The organism is Nocardia sp. CA-128927, assembly GCF_050955855.1.
In the GTDB taxonomy this organism is placed as follows: Bacteria; Actinomycetota; Actinomycetes; order Mycobacteriales; family Mycobacteriaceae; genus Nocardia.
This window is the reverse complement of sequence record NZ_CP192087.1, coordinates 9,999,972-10,026,341: the sequence shown is the minus strand read 5'-3', so window position 1 is coordinate 10,026,341 and position 26,370 is coordinate 9,999,972. Positions and strand designations below refer to the sequence as shown.

Annotated in this window: 22 protein-coding genes; 17 read left to right on the top strand and 5 right to left on the bottom strand. The window is 68.7% G+C overall.

The features are described from left to right. The first annotated feature begins 126 nt into the window (after positions 1 to 126). Together pta and ACQPW1_RS46525 are read left to right on the top strand one after the other, a co-directional pair. On the top strand, positions 127 to 2,199 hold the full coding sequence (gene pta / locus ACQPW1_RS46530; protein ID WP_433660226.1) for a phosphate acetyltransferase: 2,073 nt from the start codon (positions 127 to 129) through the stop codon (positions 2,197 to 2,199). 3 nt (positions 2,200 to 2,202) lie between these two features. Continuing rightward, the gene (locus ACQPW1_RS46525) at positions 2,203 to 3,411 is read left to right on the top strand and encodes an acetate kinase (protein ID WP_433660224.1); all 1,209 of its coding nucleotides are present in this window, start codon (positions 2,203 to 2,205) and stop codon (positions 3,409 to 3,411) included. A 388-nt stretch (positions 3,412 to 3,799) separates the two neighbouring features. Here ACQPW1_RS46525 and ACQPW1_RS46520 read toward each other — a convergent pair whose 3' ends face one another. Genes ACQPW1_RS46520 through ACQPW1_RS46510 form a run of 3 tightly spaced genes read right to left on the bottom strand, consistent with a single transcriptional unit; the run spans position 3,800 to position 8,511 of the window. Beyond that, complete coding sequence (locus ACQPW1_RS46520) at positions 3,800 to 6,142, bottom strand: serine/threonine-protein kinase PknG (RefSeq protein ID WP_433660222.1); 2,343 nt, start codon at positions 6,140 to 6,142, stop codon at positions 3,800 to 3,802. Positions 6,143 to 6,148: 6 nt separating this feature from the next. Continuing rightward, positions 6,149 to 7,126: a glutamate ABC transporter substrate-binding protein gene (locus ACQPW1_RS46515; RefSeq protein WP_433660220.1), complete on the bottom strand. Its 978-nt coding sequence runs from the start codon at positions 7,124 to 7,126 to the stop codon at positions 6,149 to 6,151. Then, positions 7,123 to 8,511, bottom strand: a complete 1,389-nt coding sequence (locus ACQPW1_RS46510; RefSeq protein WP_433660218.1) for a hypothetical protein — start codon at positions 8,509 to 8,511, stop codon at positions 7,123 to 7,125. The genes ACQPW1_RS46515 and ACQPW1_RS46510 overlap by 4 nt, the downstream gene beginning before the upstream one ends. A 180-nt stretch (positions 8,512 to 8,691) precedes the next feature. Between ACQPW1_RS46510 and ACQPW1_RS46505 the strand changes: the two genes are divergently transcribed. Continuing rightward, on the top strand, positions 8,692 to 9,405 hold the full coding sequence (locus ACQPW1_RS46505) for an NUDIX hydrolase (RefSeq protein WP_433660216.1): 714 nt from the start codon (positions 8,692 to 8,694) through the stop codon (positions 9,403 to 9,405). A gap of 48 nt (positions 9,406 to 9,453) precedes the next feature. Here the strand turns inward: ACQPW1_RS46505 and thiE are convergent, their stop codons facing one another. Next, positions 9,454 to 10,152: a thiamine phosphate synthase gene (thiE, locus tag ACQPW1_RS46500; RefSeq protein WP_433660215.1), complete on the bottom strand. Its 699-nt coding sequence runs from the start codon at positions 10,150 to 10,152 to the stop codon at positions 9,454 to 9,456. A 204-nt stretch (positions 10,153 to 10,356) separates the two neighbouring features. Here thiE and thiO point away from each other — a divergent pair, with 204 nt between their 5' ends. From thiO to ACQPW1_RS46470, 6 genes are all read left to right on the top strand, one after another. Further along, positions 10,357 to 11,454 carry a glycine oxidase ThiO gene (thiO, locus tag ACQPW1_RS46495; protein WP_433660213.1) on the top strand — a complete coding sequence of 366 codons (1,098 nt, stop codon included), beginning with the start codon at positions 10,357 to 10,359 and terminating at the stop codon, positions 11,452 to 11,454. Beyond that, positions 11,451 to 11,669, top strand: coding sequence for a sulfur carrier protein ThiS (gene thiS, locus ACQPW1_RS46490; RefSeq protein ID WP_433660211.1), 219 nt, complete (start codon positions 11,451 to 11,453; stop codon positions 11,667 to 11,669). Before thiO ends, thiS begins: the two co-directional genes overlap by 4 nt. Then, positions 11,662 to 12,426 (top strand): thiazole synthase, encoded by a 765-nt coding sequence (locus tag ACQPW1_RS46485; RefSeq protein ID WP_433660209.1) that lies wholly within the window; start codon positions 11,662 to 11,664, stop codon positions 12,424 to 12,426. The genes thiS and ACQPW1_RS46485 overlap by 8 nt, the downstream gene beginning before the upstream one ends. A gap of 147 nt (positions 12,427 to 12,573) precedes the next feature. Next, positions 12,574 to 13,512: an ABC transporter ATP-binding protein gene (locus ACQPW1_RS46480; protein ID WP_433660207.1), complete on the top strand. Its 939-nt coding sequence runs from the start codon at positions 12,574 to 12,576 to the stop codon at positions 13,510 to 13,512. Further along, complete coding sequence (locus ACQPW1_RS46475) at positions 13,512 to 14,273, top strand: ABC transporter permease (RefSeq protein ID WP_433660205.1); 762 nt, start codon at positions 13,512 to 13,514, stop codon at positions 14,271 to 14,273. Before ACQPW1_RS46480 ends, ACQPW1_RS46475 begins: the two co-directional genes overlap by 1 nt. Positions 14,274 to 14,677: 404 nt before the next feature. Continuing rightward, positions 14,678 to 15,601: an adenylate/guanylate cyclase domain-containing protein gene (locus ACQPW1_RS46470; protein ID WP_433660203.1), complete on the top strand. Its 924-nt coding sequence runs from the start codon at positions 14,678 to 14,680 to the stop codon at positions 15,599 to 15,601. A 1-nt stretch (position 15,602) separates the two neighbouring features. Here the strand turns inward: ACQPW1_RS46470 and ACQPW1_RS46465 are convergent, their stop codons facing one another. Next, the gene (locus tag ACQPW1_RS46465; RefSeq protein WP_433660201.1) at positions 15,603 to 15,764 is read right to left on the bottom strand and encodes a hypothetical protein; all 162 of its coding nucleotides are present in this window, start codon (positions 15,762 to 15,764) and stop codon (positions 15,603 to 15,605) included. Between the two features lie 198 nt (positions 15,765 to 15,962). Here ACQPW1_RS46465 and ACQPW1_RS46460 point away from each other — a divergent pair, with 198 nt between their 5' ends. From ACQPW1_RS46460 to ACQPW1_RS46425, 8 genes are all read left to right on the top strand, one after another. Further along, positions 15,963 to 17,678 (top strand): acyclic terpene utilization AtuA family protein, encoded by a 1,716-nt coding sequence (locus ACQPW1_RS46460; protein ID WP_433660199.1) that lies wholly within the window; start codon positions 15,963 to 15,965, stop codon positions 17,676 to 17,678. Continuing rightward, complete coding sequence (locus ACQPW1_RS46455; protein WP_433660197.1) at positions 17,675 to 18,829, top strand: acyl-CoA dehydrogenase family protein; 1,155 nt, start codon at positions 17,675 to 17,677, stop codon at positions 18,827 to 18,829. The genes ACQPW1_RS46460 and ACQPW1_RS46455 overlap by 4 nt, the downstream gene beginning before the upstream one ends. Then, on the top strand, positions 18,826 to 20,424 hold the full coding sequence (locus tag ACQPW1_RS46450) for an acyl-CoA carboxylase subunit beta (protein ID WP_433660196.1): 1,599 nt from the start codon (positions 18,826 to 18,828) through the stop codon (positions 20,422 to 20,424). The genes ACQPW1_RS46455 and ACQPW1_RS46450 overlap by 4 nt, the downstream gene beginning before the upstream one ends. A gap of 8 nt (positions 20,425 to 20,432) precedes the next feature. Beyond that, positions 20,433 to 22,439 (top strand): acetyl/propionyl/methylcrotonyl-CoA carboxylase subunit alpha, encoded by a 2,007-nt coding sequence (locus tag ACQPW1_RS46445; protein ID WP_433660194.1) that lies wholly within the window; start codon positions 20,433 to 20,435, stop codon positions 22,437 to 22,439. A 73-nt stretch (positions 22,440 to 22,512) separates the two neighbouring features. Further along, the gene (locus ACQPW1_RS46440; protein WP_433660192.1) at positions 22,513 to 23,673 is read left to right on the top strand and encodes an acyl-CoA dehydrogenase family protein; all 1,161 of its coding nucleotides are present in this window, start codon (positions 22,513 to 22,515) and stop codon (positions 23,671 to 23,673) included. A gap of 12 nt (positions 23,674 to 23,685) precedes the next feature. Then, a complete protein-coding gene (locus ACQPW1_RS46435) occupies positions 23,686 to 24,468 on the top strand; it encodes an enoyl-CoA hydratase family protein (protein ID WP_433660190.1) in 783 nt (260 codons plus the stop codon). 4 nt (positions 24,469 to 24,472) lie between these two features. Further along, positions 24,473 to 25,111, top strand: a complete 639-nt coding sequence (locus ACQPW1_RS46430; protein WP_433660189.1) for a TetR/AcrR family transcriptional regulator — start codon at positions 24,473 to 24,475, stop codon at positions 25,109 to 25,111. 348 nt (positions 25,112 to 25,459) lie between these two features. Continuing rightward, positions 25,460 to 26,338: a phosphotransferase family protein gene (locus ACQPW1_RS46425; RefSeq protein ID WP_433660187.1), complete on the top strand. Its 879-nt coding sequence runs from the start codon at positions 25,460 to 25,462 to the stop codon at positions 26,336 to 26,338. Positions 26,339 to 26,370: the final 32 nt, after the last annotated feature.

Here is a 26,370-nt window from a genome sequence, read left to right as displayed (position 1 = left end):
CGCCGCCGGTCGAGCAGGCGCACTCGGCGTTCGAGCCGCCGTCCGCGTCGGATTGTTGCCGAACAGTCGGTGACGACCGTCTCGCAGAGGGGGGTTGGTAGCCGCTCGTTCACTAAGCTTTCGGGCATGGCCGATCACGCTCCGTCCACCGTCTACATCGCCTCACCCGAAGGCGACACCGGAAAGTCGACGGTGGCCCTCGGGGTGCTGCAGATGCTGTGCGCGACCACTGCGCGGGTCGGGGTGTTCCGGCCGATCACCCGGTCGACCACCGAACCTGACTACATTCTCGAGCTGCTGCTCGAGCACAGCACCGCCGACATCGACTACGCGCAGGCCACCGGCGTCACCTACGAGCAGGTGCACGCCGACCCGGACGCCGCGATCAGCGAGATCGTGATGCGATTCCACGAGGTCGCGAAGGTGTGCGACGCGGTGGTGGTGGTCGGCAGCGACTACACCGATGTCGCCAGCCCCAGCGAGCTGCGCTTCAACGCCAGGATCGCGGTGAATCTCGGTGCGCCCGTGCTGCTGGTGGTGCGTGGCTCCGGCCGCACGCCCGCCGAGGTGAAGCACCTGGCCGAGCTGTGCCAGAGCGAGCTGGTGCTCGAACACGCACAGCTGGTCGCGATCATCGCCAACCGCTGCGACCCGGACCACATCGACGACGTCGGCGCCGCGCTGGGCGCCTTCGCCGTGCCGACCTGGACGCTGCCCGAGGTGCCGCTGCTGATCTCGCCGACCATGGCCGAGCTGTGCAGCGCCATCGACGGCGAAATGTACAGCGGCGACCAGGAATTGCTGCAGCGCGAGGCGCTCAAGATCATGGTCGGCGGCATGACGGCCGAGCACATCCTGGAGCGGCTGGTCGACGGCGTCGTGGTCATCGCGCCGGGCGACCGCTCCGACGTGCTGCTCAGCGTGGTGAACGCGCATGAGGCGGAAGGCTTTCCGTCGCTGTCCGGCATCATCATGAACGGCGGCATGCTGCCCCATCCCGCGGTGGCGCGGCTGATGTCCGGCCTGAAGCCCAAGCTGCCGATCCTCACCACCGAGCTCGGCACCTACGACACCGCGAGCGCCGCCTACCGCACCCGCGGCCGGATGTCGGCCGGTAGCCCGCGCAAGGTCGACACCGCCCTCGCGTTGATGGAGGAGCACGTGGACGCCGCGGAGTTGTTGCGGCGCATCGAAGTTCCGCTCACCACGATCGTGACGCCGCAGATGTTCGAGTACCAGCTCATCGAACGCGCCAGGGGCGACCGTAAACGCATCGTGCTGCCCGAGGGCGACGACGACCGCATCCTGCGAGCGGCGGGCCGGGTGCTGCAACGCAAGATCGCCGACCTGGTGATCCTCGGCGACGAGCCGTCGATCCGGGCCCGCGCCGCCGAACTCGGCGTGGACATCTCCGCCGCGCAGGTGCTCGATCCCCAAACCTCCGGCCACTTGGACGATTTCGCCAAGGAATACGCCGAGATGCGCAAGCACAAGGGGATGACCGTCGAGCGCGCCCGCGAAACCATGTCCGACATCTCGTATTTCGGTACCATGATGGTCTACAAGGGGATCGCCGACGGCATGGTCTCCGGCGCCGCGCACACCACGGCGCACACCATCCGGCCGTCCTTCGAGATCATCAAGACGGTGCCCGGTGTCTCCACCGTCTCAAGCGTGTTCCTCATGTGTCTCGCCGACCGGGTGCTCGCCTACGGTGACTGCGCGGTGGTCCCCGATCCGACCTCGGAGCAGCTGGCCGATATCGCGATCTCCTCGGCGGCCACGGCGGCCCGGTTCGGCATCGAGCCGCGAATCGCCATGCTGTCGTACTCGACCGGCGAATCCGGTAGCGGTGCCGACGTGGACAAGGTGCGGGTGGCGACCAAGCTGGTCCGCGAGCGCGCGCCGCAGCTGCCGGTGGAGGGGCCGATCCAGTACGACGCGGCGATCGAGCCGACCGTCGCGACCACCAAGCTGCCCGATTCCGAAGTGGCTGGCAAGGCAACGGTGTTCGTGTTTCCCGATCTCAATACCGGCAACAACACCTACAAGGCGGTGCAGCGCAGCGCGGGTGCGATCGCCATCGGCCCGGTGCTGCAGGGCCTGCGCAAACCGGTCAACGACCTGTCCCGCGGTGCGCTGGTCGCCGACATCGTCAACACCGTGGCGATCACGGCGATCCAGGCGCAGGGAGAGTGAGTGATGACTGAAGCTGTCGATGACCTGGTGCTGGTGATCAACTCCGGCTCGTCGTCCATCAAGTACCAACTCCTGGACCCGGAGTCGGGCGCGGTGACCGCCGCGGGCATGGTCGATCGGATCGGTGAGGAGAACGCCGGGATCGAGCATCAGGCCGACGGTGTGCGCACCGAGCGGCGCAGTGCCGTCGCCGATCACACGGCCGGGTTGCGGCTGATCTTCGACATGTTCGCCGAGACCGGACACGACCTGGCCCGTGCCGGGGTGCGCGCGGTCGGGCATCGGGTGGTGCACGGCGGCGAGGTGTTCTATGAGCCGACGCTGATCGATGACAACGTCGTTGCAGCCATTGCCGATCTGTCTTCGCTTGCCCCACTGCACAATCCGGCGAATGTCGCCGGTATCGAGAGCGCACGCAAGCTGCTGCCCGATGTGCCGCAGGTCGCCGTGTTCGACACCGCCTTCTTCCACGGCCTGCCCGACGCCGCCAAGACCTACGCCATCGACGCGAAGGTCGCCGCCGCGCACGGTATTCGGAAGTACGGCTTCCACGGCACCTCGCACGAGTACGTGTCCAGGCAGGTCGCCGAGCTGCTCGGCCGCGACCCGGCGGAGCTCAATCAGATTGTCTTCCACCTGGGTAACGGCGCCTCGGCCTCGGCGATCCGCGGCGGCCACCCGATCGACACCACCATGGGCCTGACCCCGCTGGAGGGCTTGGTGATGGGCACCAGGTCCGGCGATATCGACCCCGGCATCATCGCGCACCTGATGCGCTCGGCGCACCTCGACATCGATCAGATCGACACCCTGTTGAACCGGGACTCGGGCATCAAGGGTCTGTCCGGTGTCAACGACTTCCGCGAACTACAGCAGCTGATCGAAAACGGAGACACCGCAGCGAAACTCGCCTACGACGTCTACATCCATCGCCTCCGCCGCTACCTCGGCGCCTATCTGATCGACCTTGGCGGCGTCGACGCCATCACCTTCACCGCGGGTGTCGGCGAGAACAGCCCCAAGGTCAGGGCCGACGCCCTCGCCGACCTGTCCCGCTTCGGCATCGAGGTGGACCCCACCGCCAACGCCGCGAAATCCCGCACCGCCCGGCGCATTTCCCCGCCGAACGCCGAAGTCGCCGTCCTGGTGGTACCGACGAACGAGGAGCTGGCCATCGCCCGCGCGGCCCACCGCGTCGCCGAAGCGGCGTAACCTACTCATCGCCAACAGATTTCGCAAGAACATGGGTAACTCACCGGGTACGGGCTGACTTGCCCGTTGCGGCACCGTCGGCCGCCGACGTCACTGTCGTGGCCCCCGAGTCTGGCCTGAATACGCGGAGAGGCGGGGGAGCCCGGTCGGGAGGGAAGGCCGACCGGGGCTGGATCTGCCGCTGCAGCAACAGCGCACCGAGGTAGTCCCGCCCCGCCACATGCGTAGGGCCGCACTCGGAGGGCAGTCCAGATGCAGCCCGCCCGGGACTGGCGAGGGCGCCTATCCCGGTGGCATGCGGTGGGTTCGGTGCGGGCCTCAGTGAGCCCTGCGAACCTGATTCGGTGCCGATCCTGCCGAACGCATCGTGAAGATTTCGTGAGTGGCCTTATATCCAGGTCTTGGCGCGGATCGAGTTGGCGAGGTCGACCAGGGCGTAGCGGTGGTTGCGACCCGGGGCGCTGCGGGCCAGTGCGCGGAGTCCGGCTTCGGTGCCCTCACGGAGACAGCGCTCCGTGAACGATGCGCCGAACAGCGTGGCATCGGGACGTTTCGGCTTGTTGCCCGCCTGCAGCCAGGCCAGCGCGGCACCGAGAACCAGGACACGCATCTGGACCGATCGGCCCTCGCCGGTCGGCAGGCTCAGCACCCGCGACGCGGAGATGTGCAGCGTGGATTCGTCGAGCTCGGCCACCGGAGCGGCGGTGAGCAGCAGGAGCACCGCGGTCATCCTGGCGGTAGTGAAATGCCTTGATGCGGCGGGAACTTCGTCGAGCGCATGCACCGCGTCCACCACGCGATCGACCGCGGCCAGCTGCCTGGCCAGGCCGAAGGCGGCGCTCACCACCGCGCGATCGGTGCGCCACACGGTGTCATAGAACTTCTCGGCGTAGGCCCGCCACTGTTCCGGGTCGGGCGAATCCCAGTGCTGGAGTACGAGTTCCGCGGTCGCGGCCAGCGCGAGCTTGGGTCCGATCTCGCCGGGTAGCACCTGCAATACGTCGTCGAAGCTGGCGAAGGCCTTCTCGTATTCCACGTCGAGCAGCTGCGCCAAGCCGCGATACCAGCTGACCCGCCAATCGTTTTCGGGTAATCGGGTGAGCAGATGCAGCACCGTCGACGACTCGCCGAGGTCGAGCCGCACCCGGGCCTCGGCCAGCCTGAGCTCCAGATCCAAGGTCTCCGGCGCATTGCCGGGATCGGCCTCGGCCCGCTCCTTGGCCGCCCGCAGCGCCGCCAACGACTCCTCGGGTTCGGCATGCACCGTCGTGGCAAGCAGCGGGGCCGACGGATCCGCCGAGTCGAGCAGCGGAATCGGCAGTGCCGCAACCACATCGCGCGCCTCGAGTTGCTTGGTGCGGGCTCGGCCGTCCGCGTACGCGTCGGTCTGCCGGATCAGTTCCTCGGTGCCGAAGCTGGCCCGCGGCGGGCTGAACACCGTGGACAACTGCGGATGTTCGGTCGCGGTCTCCAGCGCCAGGATTTCCCGCAGCACCCCGGACAGCTGCGCGGACATGGCGCGGGCCGAGGGGAATCGACGGTCCGGATCCGGGTCGGTCGCACACAGCAGCAGGCGGTGGAAGAACTCGTAGCGCGCCAGCACGGGATGATCCGCGGGATCGGGGATGCCGTCGAGATACCGGCCCTGCTCCATCGGCATCTCGAGGGTGAGCACGGCCAGGGTGCGGCCGACAGTGTAGATGTCCGACGCGACGGTCGGTCCGGTCTTCGCGATCTCGGGCGCCTGAAATCCCCTGGTGCCGTACAGATTTCCATACGACTCGATGGTGGCGACGGCGCCGAGGTCGATCAGCTTCACCTGATCCTCGGTCACCATGATGTTGTCCGGCTTGAGGTCGTTGTAGGTCAAGCCGATCGAATGCAGGTAATCCAGCGCGGGCAGGATCTCCAGCAGATAGGCGATCGCCTCGGCGACCGGCATCCGGTGTGGCCGCTCGTAGGAGTTGAGGATCTCGCGCAGCGACCGGCCGCCCACATACTCCATGACGATGTAGCCGATCGGCGCACCGTCCTGATCGGTGTGCTCGACGAAGTTGTGGATCTTGACGATGCTGGCATGCGCCACCTCGGCGAGGAATTGGCGCTCCGCGACGGCGACGGCCTGTGCCTCGGCGTCACCGGTGTGCAGCAGGCCCTTGAGCACTACCCAGCGATCGCTGACGTTCCGGTCGATCGCCAGATAGATCCAGCCGAGCCCGCCGTGCGCGATGCAGCCCTGCACCTCGTACTGCCCGGACACCACGTCGCCCTCATGCAGCGACGGCCGGAAATCGTAAGGGGCACCGCAGGTGTCGCAGGTGCCCGTGGTCACCGCGGGCCGGACGGCGCTGGCCCGGCCGACCGGATTGCCGCAGCGCCAGCAGAAGCGTTTGCCTTCGGAGACAACGGGATCGGTCAGCACGGCGGCCCGCGGATCGGCGGGCTCGACCGTCTGGATCGGCACCAGCCCGCCGCCGAGTCGGCGCACCGTCGGCCGGGACCGGGCCGTGCGCACACTCCGGCCGGAGGTCCGCATCGTCGCCGCCGAGTCGGGTTCGGAGTCGGTTCGCCAAGCGCCGATGATGGTTTCGGCCGCGGCCGCCTGGCTCGGCGTCGGCCGCGATCCCCGGGCCAGCTCGGTATGTACCGGCTCCGCCACCTCGTCGCTGGAAGCCGAAGGAACGACGGTGGATTCGTCCGCGTCGGGGGTGGCGTCGTCAGCTGTGTTCATCGGCCGTCAGTCCGCGTAATTCGGGGTGGGCGGGCCGGGGGACGGGCCGAGCACGGTCAACCACTGGCGGTAGCTGCGGTCCCAGGTGCCGTCGTTGCGAATGCGGTCCAGGGTGCCGTTCACGAAGCGCACCAGATCGTCGTCGCCCTTGGTCATGCCGATGCCGTAGGGCTCGACACTGATGCTGTCGCCGACCACCGCCGTGTAGGGGTCCTGCGCGGCCAGGCCGGCCAGGATGGAGTCGTCGGTGCTCACCGCGTCGACCTGCCGCTGCTGCAGGACTACCAGGCAGTCGGCCCAGGTCGGCACGGAGAGCACGGTCGCGGCGGGCTGATACTGGCGGATGCGGTCCAGTGAGGTGGTGCCGCGCACGATGCACACCCGCTTGCCCGCGAGATCGGCGATGCTGTTGATGCCGGAGTTCTTCATCGCGAGCACCCGCTGGTTGGAACGCAGGTACACGGTGGAGAAGGTGACCTTCTGCCGCCGTTCGCAGGTGATCGTCATGGTCTTCGCGACCATGTCCACCTCGCGGTTCTGCAGCGCCCGTTCCCGGTCGGCCGAGCCGAGGGTGCGGTATTCGATCAGATCCGGGCTGCCGAGCAGGTCGCGGGCGACCTCCCTGGCGATATCAGCGTCGAAGCCGACGATGGCGCCGGAGATCGGATCACGGAAGCTGAACAGGTTGCTGCCCGCGTCCAGCCCGACCACCAGGCGGCCGCGGGCCCGGATCGCGTCGATGGTCGGTCCGCGCGCCGCGGCGCCCTGGCCGGTCGGGCGCAGGCTCGCCGTCGGGTCGCCGCACTGCTGGTTGTTCGGCGGGGCCGCCGAATCCGTCAGTACGGGAATGGCTTTGGCGGGCAGCGGGGGTTCGATGTACTTGGCGGTGTTGGTCGGTAACGGCGCTGCCGATTCGCTGGTACAGCCACCGATCAGCGCGACGGCGGCGAGTGCGACGGCGGCGATGCCGCGCCCGGGCCTCATCGGTACTCCCGCAGCCGGGGCCACAGACCGAGTCCGACACAGGCCGCCGCGACGATACCGAGCACCAGCGCGCCGGGTCCCATATAGGCGAGCACGTTTGCCGCTCGGAAAATATTGTCGCGCAAGGTATTCCGTGTCTCGTCGATGCCTCGCTCCAGTGCCTTGTCCAGTGCGTCCACCTGTGCCGCGACATCCGCGGCACCCGGCCCGGTCGCCACCGTTGCCGCGCCGTTGAAGTCGCCGCGGGCCAGCGTGTCGTTCATCCGCTGATGAGCCACCCGCCAACGAGCAAGTGCCGGAATGGCATTGCGCACCTCGTCGGCGGCGGGCGCGGAACTCGGGTAGCCGCCGAGCAGATCGGCGAGGCGGGCGATGTTCGCGTCGTAGGTGCGGTCGTAGTCGCCGGTCGCGTCCCGGCTGACCAGCTTCAGCGTCTCCGCCGAACGCGCCTGCTGCGCCAGGATCCGGCTCTCGGTCAGCCGCGAGGCGGGCACCGCGCCGTCGTCGCGCCCGCGGATCATCGAGGTGGCCGAGAGCGCCCCCGCCATCACCGTCCAGGCCAACAGGATCAGCACCGCCGCCGAGGCGAGCAACAGCCCGGGGTTGAGCACCCGGCGCCACCGTTTCGCCAACTCGAACTGCGCCCAGACCAGTGCGATCAGCGCGAGAATCACCAGCACGATGGCCGTCCACGGCGGCCGGACGTGATTGCGCTGCGCCGCGGTCACCGCCGCCTGGCGCCGGTTCTGCAGTTCCTCGGCCATCGGCAGCACGGTGGTCTGCATCTGGCTGGACGCTTCGCTCAAATACGCTGCGCCGACCGGATATCCACTGCGGTTGTTCGCCCGCGCGGTCTCCACCACTCCGGTGTACACCGGCAGGCTGGTGGCGATCCCGGTGCGCAACTGGGTATCGGTGTTGTCGGCCTGGCTCGGCACGGTGCCGGTGGCCTTCCCTGTTTCCGCCACCAATTCCGCGGCGGCCTCGCCGACCGCCTGGCTGTACCGATCGCGCACCGCCTGCGGCTCCAGCCCGCCCGCGATGAACGCGGTGCTCGCCGCGGCGTCCGCGATGGACAGCGACGTGTACAGGCGATGCGCGGAGTACGCGTCCGGCTCGGTGTCGTCGAGCAGCACGTTCAGCGTCTGCTGCCGGTCGCCCACCGTCGCGCCGGTCACCCAGCCCGCGGCCACGCAGACCGTGATGAGCAGTAGTCCGATCGCGATCAGCCGTCCCGGCGAGGAGCTCGCGAACAGGCGCAGCCGGGCCGGATCGAACTGCTCGCGCACGAAGGCGACCCGCAACGCGCCTGGACTGTCCTGCGCGGCGAGCTCGGCGGTGGGCGACGGCCGGAGTACCGCCGTCGCCTGCTCGATCCGAGCCATGTCCACCTCCCCAGTCTGGGCCGCATTCGCGGATTTCTCGACGGACCGACCGGATCAGCGGTCACCCCGTGTCTGTTGTTGCGGAGTTTATTGTGGTCGTAGCGGTGCCGTTGCGTGTGAAATACCCCTGCTTGGCAGCAGGGCGGGGTGCTGCGACGGCAGATTGAGGATGGATACGAGATGCGTGGTGACGGTGACGGGTGGTCGCGCGACCCCGGTGGGATGCGGCATTGGGGCCGTTTCGGTGCCGCCGGACTGCTGCTGCGCGCGCCGCTCGCCGACGGCGGGTCGGCCGTGCTGATGCAGCACCGCGCGCCGTGGAGTCATCAGGGCGGCACCTGGGCGCTGCCGGGCGGCGCCAGGGACAGCCACGAGACCCCGGTGCACGCCGCGGTGCGCGAGACCTGGGAGGAGGCGGGGATCGATCCCGCCGACGTCCGGGTGCGCAGCGAGCGGGTGACCGCGTCCGCGTCGAGCGGTTGGACCTACACCACCGTGATCGCAGACGCCGTGCAGACGCTGCCGACCAGCCGGAACCGGGAGAGTTCCGAGCTGGCCTGGATTCCGGAGGCCGAGGTCGACGCGCGGCTGCTGCACCCCGGCTTCGCGGTGGCCTGGCCCGCCTTGCGCGCCGCGCCCGCCCGTGTCTGCCTCGACGAACTCGCGGACGACCGCGCGGTCGCCGCCGCACTGCCGCGCACTGTCGATCTCGCCGACCAAGGCTTCTTCTGGCTCCATTCCGATCCCGATGGTCCCGGTGGCTATGCGCGGATCGTCGATCCGGCGAGCCGAGCGGCGGACGACGCCGCGTCGCCGCGGGCCGATCAGACATCCGACTGCGGCCCGGTGGTCGACGCCGTGGTCTCGCTCACCCGGGGCCAAGTTCTCTCCTGACCTCAGTACCCGCTCGGCCCGGCGGTAAATCAGGTGTCCGGTCACCGGCTACGAGTTGGCGAGCAGCGCCGTCTTGAGTTGGCGGGCAGCGGCTTCCGGGTCGCGCGCCTCGGTGATCGCGCGCACCACGACGATGCGGTTCGCGCCCGCCGCGAGCACGTCCGGCAGGTTGTCCGCGTCGATGCCGCCGATCGCGAACCACGCCCGGGTCGGATGCGCGTCGGAGGTGGAGCGCACCAGTTCGATGCCCGCGGCCTGGCGTCCCGGCTTGGTCGGGGTCGCGTACACCGGGCCGGTGCAGAAGTAATCGATGTGTTCGTCGATCGCGGCGAGCCCGGCCTGCGCGCGATTGTGGGTGGAGCGGCCGATCACCACGTCTTGGCCGAGGATGCGCCGCGCGTACCAAGGTGGCAGGTCGCCCTGGCCGAGGTGCAGTACATCGGCTCCCGCGGCCAGCGCGATATCGGCGCGGTCGTTCACCGCGACCAGCGCACCGTGCCTGCGTGCGGCCGCCTTCAGCTCCGCGAGGGCGCCGAGTTCGGCGCGCGCCTCGAGCGGGCCGAACTTCGCTTCACCGGGCGAACCCTTGTCCCTGAGCTGGATGATGTCGACCCCACCCGCGAAGGCCGCTTCGGCGAACTTGGCCAGATCGCCCTTGTCCCGTCTGGCGTCGGTACAGAGATAGAGCCGAGCGGTTGCCAAGCGCTCCCTGGGCGATGCGGGTCGAGCGGGGTGGGAGGGTTGCACGCCTTCGACCGTAGCCGCGCTACCGTGGGGAAGCGAACGGCGGCACGAGCGCCGGGCCAACGCGGCGGTCGCGGAGTGTCCCTGCGAGGGGACCCCGGACGTCACATGTCGACCACAGCGGTGTGCGCGACGGGCCCGAAGACGGGTAAACCAGGAAGGCGCCCGCGAACGCCGCCCATGGGATACAGAGGCAGGTGGAAACGGATGCGGACGCTGGCCGTCGTCGGTGGCGGCGTCATCGGGCTCGGCGTGGCCTGGCGGGCCGCCGAGGCGGGCTGGTCGGTCACCCTGTTCGACCCCGCCGTCGGATCCGGCGCGTCGTGGGTGGCGGGCGGCATGCTCGCGCCGTTGTCCGAGGGCTGGCCGGGGGAGGACCGGGTGCTCGAGTTCGGCGCGGCCGCGCTGGCCCGCTGGCCGGAGTTCGCGGCCCGCATCGAGGAATCCACCGGCGTCTCGGTCTTCGTGGCCGACGCGACGCTGACGGTCGCACTGGACGCCGCCGACGCGGCCGACTTGCGCACCATCGCCGACTGGGTCGGTGGCCGCGGCCACGAGCTACATGTACTGGATCGCGCGGGCGTACGCGCGCTGGAACCGAACCTGGCGCGCACGGTGCGGGCCGGATTGCACGCGCCCGCCGAGCCCGCGATCGACAATCGACGCCTGGTCGCCGCCCTGCGCAAGGCCGCGACGGCCGCCGGGGTGCAGATCCGCGCCGAATCCGTCGACGCGCTGGATTCGCTTCCGCACGATCAGATCGTTCTCGCCGCGGGCGCCGCATCCGCCCGACTGTGGCCCGGCTTGCCGGTCCGCCCGATCAAGGGCGAGATCCTGCGCCTGCGCCACCGCCCCGGCGTCGCCCCCGCGCCGCGCCGCGTCGTCCGCGCCAGGGTGCACGGCCGATCGATCTACCTGGTCCCCCGCCCCGACGGAATCGTGGTCGGCGCAACACAATACGAGGCGGGTTTCGACACCGCGGTGACCGTCGCCGGTGTCCGCGACCTGATCGCCGACGCCGAGGCGGTATTCCCCGGTATCGGCGAATACGAGCTGGCCGAGGCGAGCGCGGGCTCGCGCCCTGGCACCCCGGACAACCTGCCGTTGCTCGGCAGGCTGAGCGACCGGGTCATCGCGGCCACCGGCAACGGCCGCAACGGCATGCTGACCATGCCGCTCACCGTGGACGCGGTGCTGGCTCAACTTTCCGGAACCCCGTTGGCCGAGGCGGAATCCGCCGACCCGCAACGTTTTTCGACGGCGCACCCGCCGTCCACTTCGTCATCCGCAGGAGGAGTTCGATGACTTCGACATCAGTACCCATCGGCGTCAGTGTGAACGGCACAGAGCACGAGTTCGCCGAAACCCTCACCGTCCGAGAGCTGCTCAGCCGCCTCGAACTGCCGACCCAGGGCATCGCGCTCGCGGTGGACGGCGCGGTGTTCCCCAAGTCCCGCTGGGGCGAGCCGGTCGGTCGCGGCTGGCAGATCGAGGTGCTGACGGCGGTCCAGGGTGGCTGAGTCGTACGCTCCGCTGCGAATCGCGGACCGCGAGTTCGGTTCTCGCCTCATCATGGGCACCGGCGGCGCGGACAACCTCGCCGTGCTGGAGGAGGCGCTCATCGCCTCCGGCACCGAGCTGACCACCGTCGCCATGCGCCGCGTGGATTCGGCGGGCGGCACCGGCGTGCTGGATCTGTTGAAGCGCTTGAACATCGCGCCGCTGCCCAACACGGCGGGCTGTCGGACCGCGGCCGAGGCGGTACTCACTGCGCAGCTGGCCCGCGAGGCGCTCGACACCAACTGGGTCAAGCTCGAGGTGGTCGCCGACGAGCGCACCCTGCTGCCCGACCCGATCGAATTGCTCACCGCCGCAGAACAACTCGTCGACGACGGTTTCGTGGTGCTGCCCTACACCACCGACGACCCGATCCTCGCGCGCAGGCTGGAGGACGCGGGCTGCGTCGCGGTGATGCCGCTCGGTTCGCCGATCGGCACCGGTCTCGGCATCGGCAACCCGCACAACATCGAGATGATCGTCGCGGAGGCGAAGGTCCCGGTCATCCTCGACGCGGGCATCGGCACCGCCAGCGACGCTGCGCTCGCCATGGAGCTCGGCTGCTCGGCCGTGCTGCTGGCCACCGCGGTGACCAGGGCACGTCAACCGGAGTTGATGGCCGAGGCGATGGCCGCCGCGGTGCGCGCCGGGTATCTGGCGCGCCAGGCGGGTCGCATCCCGAAGCGGTTCTGGGCGCAGGCTTCCTCGCCCGCGCTCTGACCAGGTCTTCTGGCCAGGATCCCCCGCTCAGGGGATCGATCAGGGTGCCGGTGCGGGGTAGTCAGGGTCCCCGTCATCCTCAGGGATGATCGGACACGACACTTTGTAGTGACGCGGATCGCGGAGTTTTCGGGCAGGCTGGTCCCCATGATCGAGCTGAGAGGGCTGACCAAGCACTACGGGCAGACCGTCGCCGTTCAGGATCTATCCTTCACCGTTCGACCCGGACAGGTGACGGGGTTCCTGGGCCCGAACGGAGCCGGTAAGTCGACGACGATGCGAATGATCCTGGGGCTGGACAAGCCAACCGCAGGCACCGCACTCATCCAGGGCAAGCCATACCGCGAATTGGACCATCCGCTGCGCACGGTCGGTGCGCTGCTCGACGCCAAGTGGGTGCATCCGAATCGTTCGGCGCGCGCTCACCTCGAGTGGATGGCCGCCTCCAACGACATCGCCAAGTCCCGGGTGGAGGAGGTGCTGCGGCTGGTCGGCCTGTCCGAGGTGGCGGGCAAGACCGCGGGCGGCTTCTCGCTCGGCATGTCCCAGCGACTCGGCCTGGCCGGCGCGCTGCTCGGCGACCCGCAGGTGCTGCTGTTCGACGAGCCGGTCAACGGCCTCGACCCGGAGGGCATCCTGTGGATCCGCCGGTTCATGCAGCGACTGGCCACCGAGGGCCGCACCGTGCTGGTCTCCAGCCACCTGCTCTCCGAGATGGCGCAGACCGCCGAACACCTCGTGGTGATCGGTCGCGGCCAGCTCATCTCCGACACCACCACCCAGGAATTCATCGAGCGCGCCTCCGAGCAGTCGGTGCGCGTGCGCAGCCCCCAGCTCGACCAGTTGCGCAGCGTGCTCACCTCGAACGGCATGACGGTCCGCGAGGACGGCACCGGCACCGACGGCCCCGCGCTCGTGGTGGCCGGCGTGCCCAGCGACGCGGTCGGCAAGCTGGCCGGCGCGAACGAGATCACGCTGTTCGAGCTTGCGCCGCAACGTGCTTCGCTGGAAGAGGCGTTCATGCGGATGACCGGCGGCGCCGTGCAGTACCACGGCGAAGATCAGGCGATGGGAGGTGCGCTCTGATGGGCGTGCTGGCAGCAGAACGAATCAAGCTCACCTCGACCAGGTCGCCCTGGTGGTGCTCGGCCATCGTCGTCGTGCTCGCCCTCGGGCTGGCCGCGCTGTTCGCACTGGTCACCAAGTCGGCCGGGGACAACCCGGCCGAGGGCACCCCGACGCTCGACGTGAGTACCGCGACGGCAGGCGTCGTCGGCTTCGGCGTGATGGTCCTGATGATCATGGCCGCGTTGACGGTGACCAGCGAATACCGCTTCGGCGTCATCCGGACGACGTTCCAGGCGGTGCCCAATCGCAGCAAGGTGCTGATCACCAAGACGCTGCTCGTCGGTGTCTTCAGCGCGGTGCTCACCACGATCCTGGCGTTCCTCGCCATCGGCGTGGCCAAGGCCATCGGCGGGTCCGCCCCCGCGGCGAACCTGACCCTGGACGGGCAATGGCGGGCCGTCTACGGCATCCCGATCTATGCCTTCCTGATGATCGCGGTGGCCATCGGTGTCGGTGTCCTCGTCCGGCAGTCCGCGGCCGCGATCTCGCTGATCGTGTTGTGGTCCTTGCTGATCGAGCCGCTGCTCGGCGCCTTCGGTAGCTTCGGTCGCAACGTGGCACCGTTCCTGCCCTTCCAGAACGCGAGCCACTTCCTCAGCGTCTCGGACTCCGGCGCCAACTGGCACTGGGGGCCCTGGGGCAGCCTGCTCTACTTCCTCGCCTTTACCGCGATCGTCTACGGCGGCGCGCTGATCATGATCAACCAGCGCGACGCTTAGCGGAGAAGCCACCCGAGTTGCCTTCCCTCGCCACTCGGGTCTGGGGCGCCGACCTTGTCGGGAGGTTCGCGCGCCCCGCCACCGCCCCGCCACTGCCCGGCGGACGGTGTAACCATCGGCCCGGTGTGATCCCCTTCACGCCGGGCCGATGGCGTTGTCGGGCGCACACCGATCACACCCGCTCGCGGGCACATTCTTGCTGGTCAATGAGTCATGTGAACATCACGGAAACTGTGAAACAGGTCGCTTCATCAGGGCCGAATCCGCGGGTACAGTTCGACTCAGCAACCAGCTCGTTATCCATCGGCGGCCCCAATGTTGTGCCCGCTTCGCCCGTCGGGAGGTAGCAGGTGGCGATGATCAGTGATCCGCCGACGACAGGTCGGCTGAGATACCCTCTGGGCGTGAGCGAAACACCTTCCGGCGGTGCTGCGCCCGGGTCGGAGCCGGAGGACGAAAACGGCCTCCCACCCGAGGTCGTGATTCCGCTGGTACCCGCGGACGAGGGCGGTCCCATCCGCCGTCCCGGGACCGGCCTGCGCAAGGGCCAGCTGTCCGCGTTGATGAACGCGGCGAACAATCGGACGGACTTCATCGGCGTGCTCCGTAAGGCGCGTGAGCAGCTGCCAGGTGACCCCTCCTTCGGCGACCCGCTCTCGGTGACCGGCCCCGGCGGTGCGCGTGCCGTGGCCCGCGCCGCGGACAAACTGGTCGGCGACACTCCGAGCGCGGCTCGGGAAATCGGCTTCGGCGCACTCCAGGTCTGGCAGGCGATGCTGGAACGAGTCGGCCGCGGCAAAGGTAACGCTGAAGTAACTGTCATGTTCACCGACCTGGTGGCCTTCTCCAGTTGGTCGCTGTCCGCGGGTGACGAGGCCACGCTGGAGCTGCTGCGGCGGGTCGCCAAGGCCATCGAGCCGCCGATCGCCGAGCGCGGCGGTCAGGTGGTCAAGCGGATGGGTGACGGCGTGATGGCCGTGTTCCCGTCGGCCGAGCGGGCCGTGCGCGCCGCGATCAACGCCAAGCGCAACCTCGCCGACGTGAAGGTGCGCGACTATCGCCCGCAGATGCGGATCGGGCTGCACACCGGCTCACCGCGCGAGATCGGCGGCGACTGGCTCGGCGTCGACGTGACGATCGCGGCCAGGGTGATGGAGGCGGGCGGCAACGGCAATACCATGCTGTCCGAGGCGACGCTGCAGTCGCTCGAGCCCGAGACCCTCGCCGAACTGGGCCATGCGGTAAAGCCCTACCGCCGCAGCTTCTTTGCCGCGCCGCTTAGCGGGGTCCCCGAGGACCTGCGCATCTTCAAGCTCTCCGAGCTCTGAGTCAGGCGCCGACCCACCAGGCGATCGCACCCGCGATCGCGAGCACGGCCAGGACCGCCAGCACGATCGCGAACTTGCGCGCGGTCTGCCACGTCGAATAGACGCCGCCGAGCAGGAACCCGGCGAGCGCGAGCAGGATGATCACAGTGACGTCGGTGGACATTGTGCCCATTCTGCTCTGTCGGTTTTGCCGGGCTTTACCGGCGCTATCTGCAGTGATCTGACCCACTCGTGATTAACAAGCACGCGTGCTTGCTTTTTTCTGACCTGAGTGTGATGCTGGTGCTCGGAACGCGGACTTCACGGGTGCGGCACGCGGCTGTGCCCTGACGGTTCGCCGTTACAGGAGGCATCCCCGCTGATGAGTGTGCTGGCCGCAAATCCGGACGTGCTCCGGATCGGCAACTGTTCCGGCTTCTACGGTGATCGGCTGAGCGCTATGCGCGAGATGCTCGAAGGCGGGCAGCTCGACGTGCTCACCGGCGACTATCTCGCCGAGCTCACCATGCTGATCCTCGGCCGCGACCGGATGAAGGATCCGAGCCTCGGTTACGCCAAGACCTTCGTGAAGCAGATCGAGGAATGCCTCGGACTCGCGCTGGAACGCAATGTCCAGATCGTCACGAACGCGGGCGGTCTCAATCCCGCCGGATTGGCCGAGCGCCTGCGCAAGGTGGCCGCCGATCTCGGCCTCGACGCGAAGATCGCGTACGTCGAAGGCGACGACTTGGTCGCGCGCGCAGGCGAACTCGGCCTCGGCGCACCGCTGACCGCGAACGCTTACCTCGGTGCGTGGGGCATCGTCGAATGCCTGAACGCGGGCGCGGACATCGTGGTCACCGGCCGGGTCACCGACGCCTCGGTGATCGTCGGCCCGGCGGCGGCGCACTTCGGTTGGGGCCGTACTGATTACGACGAACTCGCGGGTGCGGTGGTGGCCGGACACGTCATCGAATGCAGCACGCAGGCCACCGGCGGCAACTACGCGTTCTTCACCGAGCTCGCCGACCTGGGCAAGCCAGGGTTCCCGATCGCCGAAATCCGCAGGGATGGAAGCAGTGTCATCACCAAGCACGAGGGCACCGGCGGCTCGGTCACGGTCGACACCATCGAAGCGCAGCTCATGTACGAGATTCAAGGGGCCCGGTACGCGGGACCCGATGTGACGTCGCGGCTCGACTCCATCGAGCTCAGCGCGGACGGCCCCGATCGCGTGCTGATCAGCGGCGTCGTCGGCGAGGCGCCGCCGGAGCAGCTGAAGGTGTCGCTGAACACGATCGGCGGCTTCCGCAACGAGATGGAGTTCATCCTCACCGGCCTCGACATCGAGGCGAAAGCCGCACTGGCGCAACGGCAGTTGGAGTCCTGGCTGTCGGTGAAACCCGCCGAGCTGGACTGGACGCTCGCGCGGCTGGACCGGCCGGACGCCGACACCGAGGAACAGGCCAGCGCGCTGCTGCGCTGCGTGGTGCGCGACCCGGACCCGAACAAGGTCGGCCGCGCGTTCTCCAGCGTGGCCGTCGAACTGGCCCTGGCCAGCTACCCGGGGTGCAGCTTTACCACGATGCCCGGCAACGGTTCTCCCTACGGCGTGTACTCGCCGGGGTTCGTCGATGCCACCGAGGTGCCGCATATCGCGGTGCTGCCGGATGGCTCCCGCGTCGACATCGCGCCGTCTTCGGACACCCGGCCGCTGGCCGAGGTCGCCGAGCCCGCGCTGCCGGAACCGTTGCCCGCCAGCGAAACCCGCCGCGCACCGCTCGGCACCATCGCCTTGGCGCGCAGCGGCGACAAGGGCGGCAACGCCAACATCGGCGTCTGGGTGCGTACCGACGAGCAATGGCGCTGGCTCGCAAACACGCTCACCGTCGAGCGCGTCAAAGAGCTACTGCCGGAAACCGCCTCGCTGACGGTGACCAGGCACGTGCTGCCCAACCTGCGGGCGGTGAACTTCATCATCGAAGGCTTACTCGGTCAGGGTGTCGCCTATCAGGCTCGATTCGACCCCCAGGCCAAGGGACTCGGCGAATGGCTGCGGTCCCGTCATCTCGACATCCCATTGGAGCTGTTGTCATGAGCGTGAGTCCCTGGAATTCCCCTGAGCGTCGCGAATTGCGTGCGACCGTAAGGGGTTTCGCAGAGCGGGAAGTCCTGCCCTACATGGACGAGTGGGAGCGTGAGGGCGAGATCCCGCGTGAGCTACACAAGAAGGCCGGTGCGCTCGGCCTGCTCGGCATCCAATTCCCCGAATCCGCAGGCGGTTCCGGCGGCGACGGCATCGACGCGATGATCGTCTGCGAGGAACTGCACCAGGCGGGTGCCTCCGGTGGCCTGTTCGCGTCGCTGTTCACCTGCGGCATCGCGGTGCCGCACATGATCGCCTCGGGCAACACCGACCAGATCGAGCGTTGGGTGCGACCGACTTTGGCGGGGGAGCAGATCGGCTCGCTCGCCATCACCGAACCCGGCGGCGGCTCCGACGTCGGCCATCTCACCACCACCGCGCGCCGCGACGGCGACCACTACATCGTCAACGGCGCCAAGACCTTCATCACCTCCGCCTGCCGCGCCGACTACGTGGTCACCGCGGTGCGCACGGGCGGCCCTGGCTCCGGCGGGATTTCGCTGCTCGTGGTGGAGAAGGGCACGCCGGGCTTCACGGTCAGCCGCAAGCTGGACAAGATGGGCTGGCGCGCCTCGGACACCGCCGAACTGTCCTACGTGGATGTGCGGGTGCCCGCGGAGAATCTGGTCGGCCCGGAGAACTCCGGCTTCTTCCAGATCGCGGGCGCTTTCGTCAGCGAGCGGGTCGGCCTTGCGGTGCAGGCGTATTCGAGCGCGCAACGCTGCCTCGACCTCACCCTGGACTGGGTCCGCAGCCGGGAAACCTTCGGCCGCCCGCTGATCAGCAGGCAGGCCGTGCAGAACACGGTCACCGAGATGGCCCGGCGCATCGACGTCGCCCGCGTCTACACCCGAGATGTGGCGCAGCGCAGCGCGAACGGCGAGACCGACCTCATCGCCGAGGTGTGTTTCGCCAAGAACACCGCCGTCGAAGCCGGTGAGTGGGTGGCCAACCAGGCCGTCCAACTGTTCGGCGGACTCGGCTACATGCGCGAATCCGAGGTCGAACGCCAATACCGCGACATGCGCATCCTCGGCATCGGCGGTGGCACCACCGAGATCCTCACCGGCCTCGCCGCCAAACGATTGGGGTACCAGTCTTGACGACACTACGAAGCACACTCGACACCGGCTCGCCGGAGTACGCCGCCGCGGCGGAAGCCATGACGGCCAAGCTCACCGAGGTCGAGGGCGAGTTCGCCAAGGCGATCGCCGGCGGCGGACCGGACAAGCTGGCCCGGCATCGCAAGCGCGGCAAGATGACCGCGCGGGAGCGGGTCGAGCTGCTCATCGATGAGGACTCGCCGTTCCTGGAGCTGTGCCCCCTGGCGGGCTGGGGCAGCGAATTCCACGTCGGCGCAAGCACTATCGCGGGCATCGGCGTCGTCGAGGGCGTCGAATGCATGATCGTCGCGCCGGATCCAACCGTGCGCGGCGGCACCTCGAACCCGTGGACGCTGCGAAAGACGTTGCGCATCAACGACATCGTCCGGGAGAACCGGCTGCCGGTGATCTCGCTGGTCGAGTCCGGCGGCGCGGATCTGCCGACGCAGAAGGAAGTCTTCGTCCCCGGCGGCCGCATGTTCCGCGACCTCACCCAGGCCTCGGCCGCGGGCATCCCGACCATCGCGCTCGTCTTCGGCAACTCGACCGCGGGCGGCGCCTACATTCCGGGCATGTCGGATCACGTGGTGATGATCAAGGAGCGCTCCAAGGTGTTCCTCGGCGGCCCGCCGCTGGTCAAGATGGCCACCGGCGAGGAGTCCGACGACGAATCGCTCGGCGGCGCCGACATGCACGCCCGCGTCTCCGGCCTGGCCGACTACTACGCGCTCGACGAGCAGGACGCGATCCGGATCGGCCGCTCCATCGTCCGGCGGCTCAACTGGCGCAGGCAGGGCCCCGCGCCGCGCTCGTCGGTGATCGAGCCGCTGTACGACCCCGAGGACCTGCTCGGCATCGTGCCCAACGACCTGAAGATCCCGTTCGATCCGCGCGAGGTGATCGCGCGCATCGTCGACGGCTCCGACTTCGACGAGTTCAAGCCGCTCTACGGTGGCAGCCTGGTCACCGGATGGGCTGAGCTGCACGGGTATCCGATCGGCATCCTGGCCAACGCGCGCGGTGTGCTGTTCTCCGAGGAATCGCAGAAGGCGACCCAGTTCATCCAGCTGGCCAACAAGTCCGACACCCCATTGCTGTTCCTGCACAACACCACCGGCTATATGGTCGGCAAGGAGTACGAGCAGCGGGGCATCATCAAGCACGGCGCGATGATGATCAACGCGGTCTCCAACTCGAAGGTGCCGCACATCTCGGTGCTGATGGGTGCCTCCTACGGTGCCGGGCACTACGGAATGTGCGGCCGTGCCTTCGACCCGCGCTTCGTATACGCCTGGCCCAGTGCGAAATCCGCCGTCATGGGTGGTGCGCAGCTGGCGGGCGTCATCTCGATCGTCGGTCGCGCGGCGGCCGAGGCCAAGGGCATGCCTTTCAACGAGGAGGCCGACGCCGGGATGCGCGCCATGATCGAGGCACAGATCGAGGCCGAGTCGCTGGCCATGTTCATGTCCGGGCGCCTGTTCGACGACGGCGTCATCGATCCGCGCGATACCCGCACCGTATTGGGAATGTCCTTGTCGGCCATTCACAATGCCCCGATCAAGGGCGCCGATGGCTTCGGCGTCTTCCGAATGTGAGGCCGGGGATGACGATTACCAACGTCTTAGTTGCCAACCGTGGTGAGATAGCCCGCCGTGTCTTCGCTACGTGCCGCCGGATGGGTATCGGCACCGTTGCGGTCTACTCCGATGCAGACGCCGCAGCTCCTCATGTCGCCGAAGCTGATGCGGCAGTTCTCCTTCCGGGTAATACACCCGCGGAGACCTACCTGCGCGGCGAACTGGTCATCGAGGCCGCGCTGGCCGCCGGTGCGGACGCCATCCACCCCGGCTACGGATTCCTTTCCGAGAACGCCGATTTCGCCAAGGCCGTGCTCGCCGCCGGACTGGTGTGGATCGGCCCGCCGGTCGAGGCCATCGAGCAGATGGGCTCCAAGGTCGCCTCGAAGAAGATGATGGACGCCGCCGGTGTCCCCGTGCTGGCCGAGCTCGATCCGGCCGAGGTCACCGACGCGCACCTGCCGGTGCTGATCAAGGCCTCCGCCGGTGGTGGCGGCCGCGGCATGCGCGTGGTGCGCAGTCTTGATGAGCTCGAACCGCAGATCGAGGCGGCGCGCCGCGAGGCCGAGTCCGCCTTCGGCGATCCGACGGTGTTCTGCGAGCGGTACCTGGAGACCGGCCGCCACATCGAGGTCCAGGTCATGGCCGACACGCACGGCACCATCTGGGCGGTCGGCGAGCGCGAGTGTTCGATTCAGCGGAGGCATCAGAAGGTCATCGAAGAAGCCCCGTCGCCGCTGGTCGAGCGCACCGAGGGCATGCGTGCGCGGCTGTTCGAGGCGGCTCGGCTCGCCACCGGCGCGATCGGCTATACCGGTGCGGGCACGGTGGAGTTCCTCGCCGACGAGCGCGGCGAGTTCTTCTTCCTGGAGATGAATACCCGTCTCCAGGTGGAACATCCGGTCACCGAGTGCACCACCGGCCTGGATCTGGTTCGGCTGCAACTAGAGGTGGCCTCGGCTGCCAAGCTGCCCGCCGATTCCCCGGCGATGTACGGACACTCGATCGAGGTCCGGCTGTACGCCGAAGATCCGGCACACGACTGGCAGCCACAGAGCGGGACGGTCCATCGGATCGACATCCCCTCGGTGGTCACCGAATTCGATCTGCTGCACCGGCCGGGCGTGCGTCTGGACACCGGCGTGGTGGACGGCTCGGTCGTCGGCGTGCACTACGACCCGATGCTGGCCAAGGTCATCTCCTACGCCGAAACCCGTGACGAGGCAGCGCGATTGCTCGCCAACGCGCTGCACCGGGCTAAGATCCACGGCCTGGTGACCAACCGCGACCTGCTGGTCCGGGTGCTCCGCCACCCCGCCTTCCTCGCGGGCGACACCGACACCGCCTTCTTCACCACCCACGGATTGGACACGCTGGCAGCGCCTTTGGTGTCCGAGTCCGACGAGGCGCTGTCCATCGTGGCCGCCGCACTGGCCGACGCGGCCGCCAACCGCGGCACCGCCCGGGTCGGCGGCGGCCTGCCCAGCGGCTGGCGCAACCTGCCGTCCCAGTCGACGCACAAGCTGTTCGAGAGCCGCACCAGCGGGACGCACGACATCGGCTACCGCTACACCCGCGGTGTCGTCTCGGTGGACGGTCACGACGGACTCGAACTCATCGAAGCGACACCGGATCGCGTGGTGCTCGCCGTGCCCGGCGAACGCGGCTCGGTCCGTAGGCATTTCGCCGTCGCCCGGTACGCCGATCTGGTGTGCGTCGACTCGCCGCTCGGACCGGTCAGCGTGCGCAAACTGCCGCGCTTCAGCGATCCCGCCGATCAGGTGGCCACCGGCTCACTGCTGGCGCCCATGCCCGGCAGCGTGATCCGGCTCGGCGCCGAGGTCGGCAGCCACGTCGAACAGGGCCAACCCATTCTGTGGTTGGAGGCGATGAAGATGGAGCACACCATCGCCGCACCCGCCGCCGGTGTGCTCAGCGCCGTCAATGTCACCGTCGGCCAGCAGGTCGAAGTCGGTGCCGTCCTCGCCGTCGTAGACCCCGCAGAGGGCTCGGAAACCCAGGAGAGCAAATGAGAGAGCGAAGCGAACGAATCATGTGCCAGTGTGCGGATCGCATGCCGGAGCCGAGCGTCAGCGAGGCGCAGGCATGAGTTTCATCGAAACCGAAGAGCAGACCGCGCTGCGGTCCGCGGTCGCCGCGCTTGCCGCGAAGTACAACTACCGCGACTACGTGTTGCCGAAGGCCCGCGCCAACGAGCCGCTCACCGAATTGTGGGACGAGGCAGGCAAACTCGGCTTCCTCGGCGTGAACCTGCCGGAGGAGTACGGCGGCGGCGGTGCCGGTCTATACGAGCTGGCGCTGGTGATGGAGGAGCTCTCCGCCCAGGGCGCGGGCCTGCTGCTCATGGTCGTTTCCCCGGCCATCTGCGGCACCATCATCACCAAGTACGGCACCGACGAGCAGAAGCAGCAGTGGCTGCCCAAGCTCGGCGACGGCTCCGCCAAGATGGTCTTCGGCATCACCGAGCCGGACGCGGGCTCCAACTCGCACCAGATCACCACCACCGCCCGCCGCGACGGCGACGACTGGATCCTCAACGGGCGCAAGATCTTCATCTCCGGCGTGGACCAGGCCGAGGCCGTGCTCATCGTGTCGCGCACCGAGGACCACAAGACCGGCAAGCTCAAGCCGGCCTTGTTCATCGTGCCGACCGACGCCGAGGGCTTCCACAAGACGCCCCAGGAAATGGACATCATCGAGCCGGACCACCAGTTCACGCTCTTCCTCGATGACGTCCGCTTGCCCGCGAATGCCCTTGTCGGCAAGGAGGACGCGGCCCTGATGCAGCTGTTCGCGGGCCTCAACCCCGAACGGGTGATGGGTGCCGCGATGGCCATCGGCCTCGGCCGCTACGCCATCGATCGCGCCGTGGAATACGCCAAGGAACGCACCGTCTGGAAGACGCCGATCGGTGCGCACCAAGGCATTTCGCATCCGCTGGCCCAGGTGAAGATCGAGCTGGAGCTGGCCAAGCTGATGATGCGCAAGGCCGCGACGCTCTACGACACCGGCGACGAGATGGGTGCCGCCGAGGCCGCCAACATGGCGAAATACGCTGCGGCGGAGGCGAGTATCAAGGCGCTCGACCAGGCCATCCAGACGCACGGTGGCGCGGGCCTCACCAAGGAGTACGGCCTGGCCGCCATGCTGGCCGCCGCCCGTATCGGCCGCATCGCTCCGGTCAGCCGCGAAATGGTGCTGAACTTCGTCGCCCAGTACTCGCTGGGCCTGCCCAAGTCCTACTGAGAGAGGTCGTCGATGACCGAAACGGTGACGGGTCCGTTCGTCCGCTACGACGTCGCGGACGGCTTCGCGACGCTCACGCTCGACTCACCGCACAACCGGAACGCGTTGTCGTCCAAGCTCGTTGCCGAACTCCTCCAGGGACTCGACGACGCGGCCGCCGACGATTCGGTGCGCGGGATCGTGCTCGCGCACACCGGCAACACCTTCTGTGCGGGCGCCGACCTCACCGAGGCGAGCAATGCCGACCCCGCGGTGGCCGCGGACGACCGCACCCGCACCATGATCGGCGTCCTGCGCCGCCTCATCGCCACCCCGAAGCCGGTGATCGCGCAGATCGACGGCAACGTGCGGGCGGGCGGCATGGGCATCGTCGCGGCCTGCGATCTCGCGGTGGCAGGCCCGACGAGCAGCTTCGCGCTCACCGAGGTGCGAATCGGGTTGGCTCCCTTCATGATCTCGCTCACCCTGCTACCGCGTCTCACCTCGCGTGCGGCCAGCAGGTACTACCTGACGGGCGAGAAGTTCGGCGCCGACGTCGCCGAGCAGATCGGGCTGATCACCACCAGCGCCGCCGACCCGGTGGCCGAGGTGGCGCGGCTGCGCGCCGAGCTGCGCAAGGGCTCGCCGCAGGGGCTGGCCGAGAGCAAGCGGCTGGTCAACGCGGCCATGCTCGCCGAGTTCGACGTCTCGGCCGAAGCGCTCGCCAAGCGCTCGGCGAGCTTCTTCGGCACCGCCGAGGTGCACGAGGGCATGGCCGCCTTCCTACAGCGCCGTCCGCCGAGCTGGGCAGAATAACCCCATGGCCACACCCCACGAACCGAAGCAGGACCGGAGCCGCGCCACCCGGCAGCGCCTGCTGGAGGCGACCATCGACTGCCTGGCCGAAACCGGCTGGGCGGCAGCGACTGTCGCGGTCGTCGCCGAACGGGCCGGGGTGTCCAGGGGCGCGGCGCAGCATCACTTCCCGACCAGGGAGGACCTGATCACCGCCGCGCTGGAGTACATGTTCGACAGCCGGACCCAGCAGGCCAAGGACGAGGCGATCACGGTCGCCGCCTTGGCCGACGGGGTCGGCCGGACCGAGGCCGTGGTGGCCGGCCTGGTCGAGTCGTACACCAGTCCGCTGTTCAAGGCGGCGCTGCAAGTGTGGACGCACGCGGCCGCCGATCCGGCCTTGCGGGAGCGAATTGTGCCGCTGGAGGCCAAGTTCGGCCGGATCTCGCACCGGCGCGCGGTGGAGGCGCTCGGCGTCGACGACGCCGACCCGGTCACCCATCACCTCGTGCAGGCCACCCTCGATATGGCGCGCGGCCTGGGACTGGCCGACGTGCTCACCGACGACTCGGCCCGGCGCAAGCAGATCGTTCAGCAGTGGGCGGCCACCCTGCATGCCGCGTTGAACGCACCACGCGGACTCGCGCCTTCGCAAGCGCTCTGAAGCAGCCTCGGGCATTCGCGCTCGCAAGTGCTCTCAGCGGCTTGGCGCCTTCGCGCTCGCAAGTGCTCTGAGCAGTCTTCCGCACTCGCGAGTGTCGTGATCGGGCGTGTGCCGGCACGCTCGCAAGTGCCCTCGGCCGAGTGATTTTCGTCGCGCGGTCCGCCCTGACGCACAGCCCGGACCTGTGATCGATCTCGGGATGAGCCGCCGATGATGCCGTGCTGATGTCCCCGATCAGGCCGCCGACCGGGGCGGATGAGCGCGCCCGAAGGATGCCCCAACGTCCCCGGTTCGCGCACCCGAGCCGATCGGCGCGCAACAGTCCGTACGTGCCTTAGGGTCTGCCGTATGGACCATGCGGAGTACGGCGGGCTCGAGCAGACCCTCGGCCAGCCGATTGCCGGTAGCGCGCCCGCCGAATGGGGCTTCCAGAACCGCACCGACCTGCTCACCCTCGCCGACGGCGACCGGATGGTGCTGCAGCGCTACCGCAATCCCGACGACGCCGAACGCCGCCTGCGGATCATGCACACGCTGCTGGAACCCGCCGCGAAACGCGGCATCGCCATCCCGCGCATCCGCCGCTTCGATCTCGACGCCGACCCGGCCTGGATCGTGTTCGACGCGCTGCCCGGTGTGCCCATCCCGGCCAGCGCCGAAATCGGCTTGGCCAGCCCGCGATTCCCGACCATCGCCCGCGAAATGGGCACCCTGCTAGCCGCGTTCCGCCGCCTGCCCACCGCGGGTCTGCAACTCGACGATCTCTGGGCCAGCCCCACCCGCCTGGTCGAGAGCTCGACCGCCTGGGCCGCCCAGCTGGACCTCGCCGCCGCGCAACGCGCCACCCTGGACCGCACCCTGAAGTCCCTCCCCACTCTCTTCGCGGACCGTCCCACGGTGCTGGCCCACGGCGACTTCGCCCCGGTCAACATCCTCACCGACGGCGAAATCATCACCGGCCTCCTCGATTTCGAGTCCGTCCGCCTCGCCGACCCGCTCTTCGACCCCGCCTGGTGGGCCTGGTCGGTCAGCTTCACCGACCCGCACACCCCCGCCTGGCCCGACTTCCTAGAGGGCGCGGGCTTCGACCCGACCGACCCCGACCTCGCGCAGCGCATCGAATCCATCCAGATCCTGCGCATGCTGGAATTGCTCACCGAAAAGCCCGATCTCAGCACCGTTGTGCGCGGCGTCGTGCACGAGCGCCTGTTGACCACGCTCAGCTGAAACTCGCGATAGAACGCCCACTACCTGGGCTT

Excerpts from the sequence above, each read along its gene's own strand:
- ACQPW1_RS46430 (WP_433660189.1), top strand. The coding sequence starts at position 24,473 with ATGGCCACACCCCACGAACCGAAGCAGGACCGGAGCCGCGCCACCCGG.
- thiO (WP_433660213.1), top strand. The coding sequence starts at position 10,357 with ATGCGGACGCTGGCCGTCGTCGGTGGCGGCGTCATCGGGCTCGGCGTG.
- ACQPW1_RS46445 (WP_433660194.1), top strand. The coding sequence starts at position 20,433 with ATGACGATTACCAACGTCTTAGTTGCCAACCGTGGTGAGATAGCCCGC.
- ACQPW1_RS46425 (WP_433660187.1), top strand. The coding sequence starts at position 25,460 with ATGGACCATGCGGAGTACGGCGGGCTCGAGCAGACCCTCGGCCAGCCG.
- thiS (WP_433660211.1), top strand. The coding sequence starts at position 11,451 with ATGACTTCGACATCAGTACCCATCGGCGTCAGTGTGAACGGCACAGAG.
- ACQPW1_RS46475 (WP_433660205.1), top strand. The coding sequence starts at position 13,512 with ATGGGCGTGCTGGCAGCAGAACGAATCAAGCTCACCTCGACCAGGTCG.
- ACQPW1_RS46460 (WP_433660199.1), top strand. The coding sequence starts at position 15,963 with ATGAGTGTGCTGGCCGCAAATCCGGACGTGCTCCGGATCGGCAACTGT.
- ACQPW1_RS46480 (WP_433660207.1), top strand. The coding sequence starts at position 12,574 with ATGATCGAGCTGAGAGGGCTGACCAAGCACTACGGGCAGACCGTCGCC.
- ACQPW1_RS46435 (WP_433660190.1), top strand. The coding sequence starts at position 23,686 with ATGACCGAAACGGTGACGGGTCCGTTCGTCCGCTACGACGTCGCGGAC.
- ACQPW1_RS46515 (WP_433660220.1), bottom strand. The coding sequence starts at position 7,126 with ATGAGGCCCGGGCGCGGCATCGCCGCCGTCGCACTCGCCGCCGTCGCG.
- ACQPW1_RS46520 (WP_433660222.1), bottom strand. The coding sequence starts at position 6,142 with ATGAACACAGCTGACGACGCCACCCCCGACGCGGACGAATCCACCGTC.
- pta (WP_433660226.1), top strand. The coding sequence starts at position 127 with ATGGCCGATCACGCTCCGTCCACCGTCTACATCGCCTCACCCGAAGGC.
- ACQPW1_RS46510 (WP_433660218.1), bottom strand. The coding sequence starts at position 8,511 with ATGGCTCGGATCGAGCAGGCGACGGCGGTACTCCGGCCGTCGCCCACC.
- ACQPW1_RS46455 (WP_433660197.1), top strand. The coding sequence starts at position 17,675 with ATGAGCGTGAGTCCCTGGAATTCCCCTGAGCGTCGCGAATTGCGTGCG.
- ACQPW1_RS46465 (WP_433660201.1), bottom strand. The coding sequence starts at position 15,764 with ATGTCCACCGACGTCACTGTGATCATCCTGCTCGCGCTCGCCGGGTTC.
- ACQPW1_RS46525 (WP_433660224.1), top strand. The coding sequence starts at position 2,203 with ATGACTGAAGCTGTCGATGACCTGGTGCTGGTGATCAACTCCGGCTCG.
- ACQPW1_RS46440 (WP_433660192.1), top strand. The coding sequence starts at position 22,513 with ATGAGTTTCATCGAAACCGAAGAGCAGACCGCGCTGCGGTCCGCGGTC.
- ACQPW1_RS46505 (WP_433660216.1), top strand. The coding sequence starts at position 8,692 with ATGCGTGGTGACGGTGACGGGTGGTCGCGCGACCCCGGTGGGATGCGG.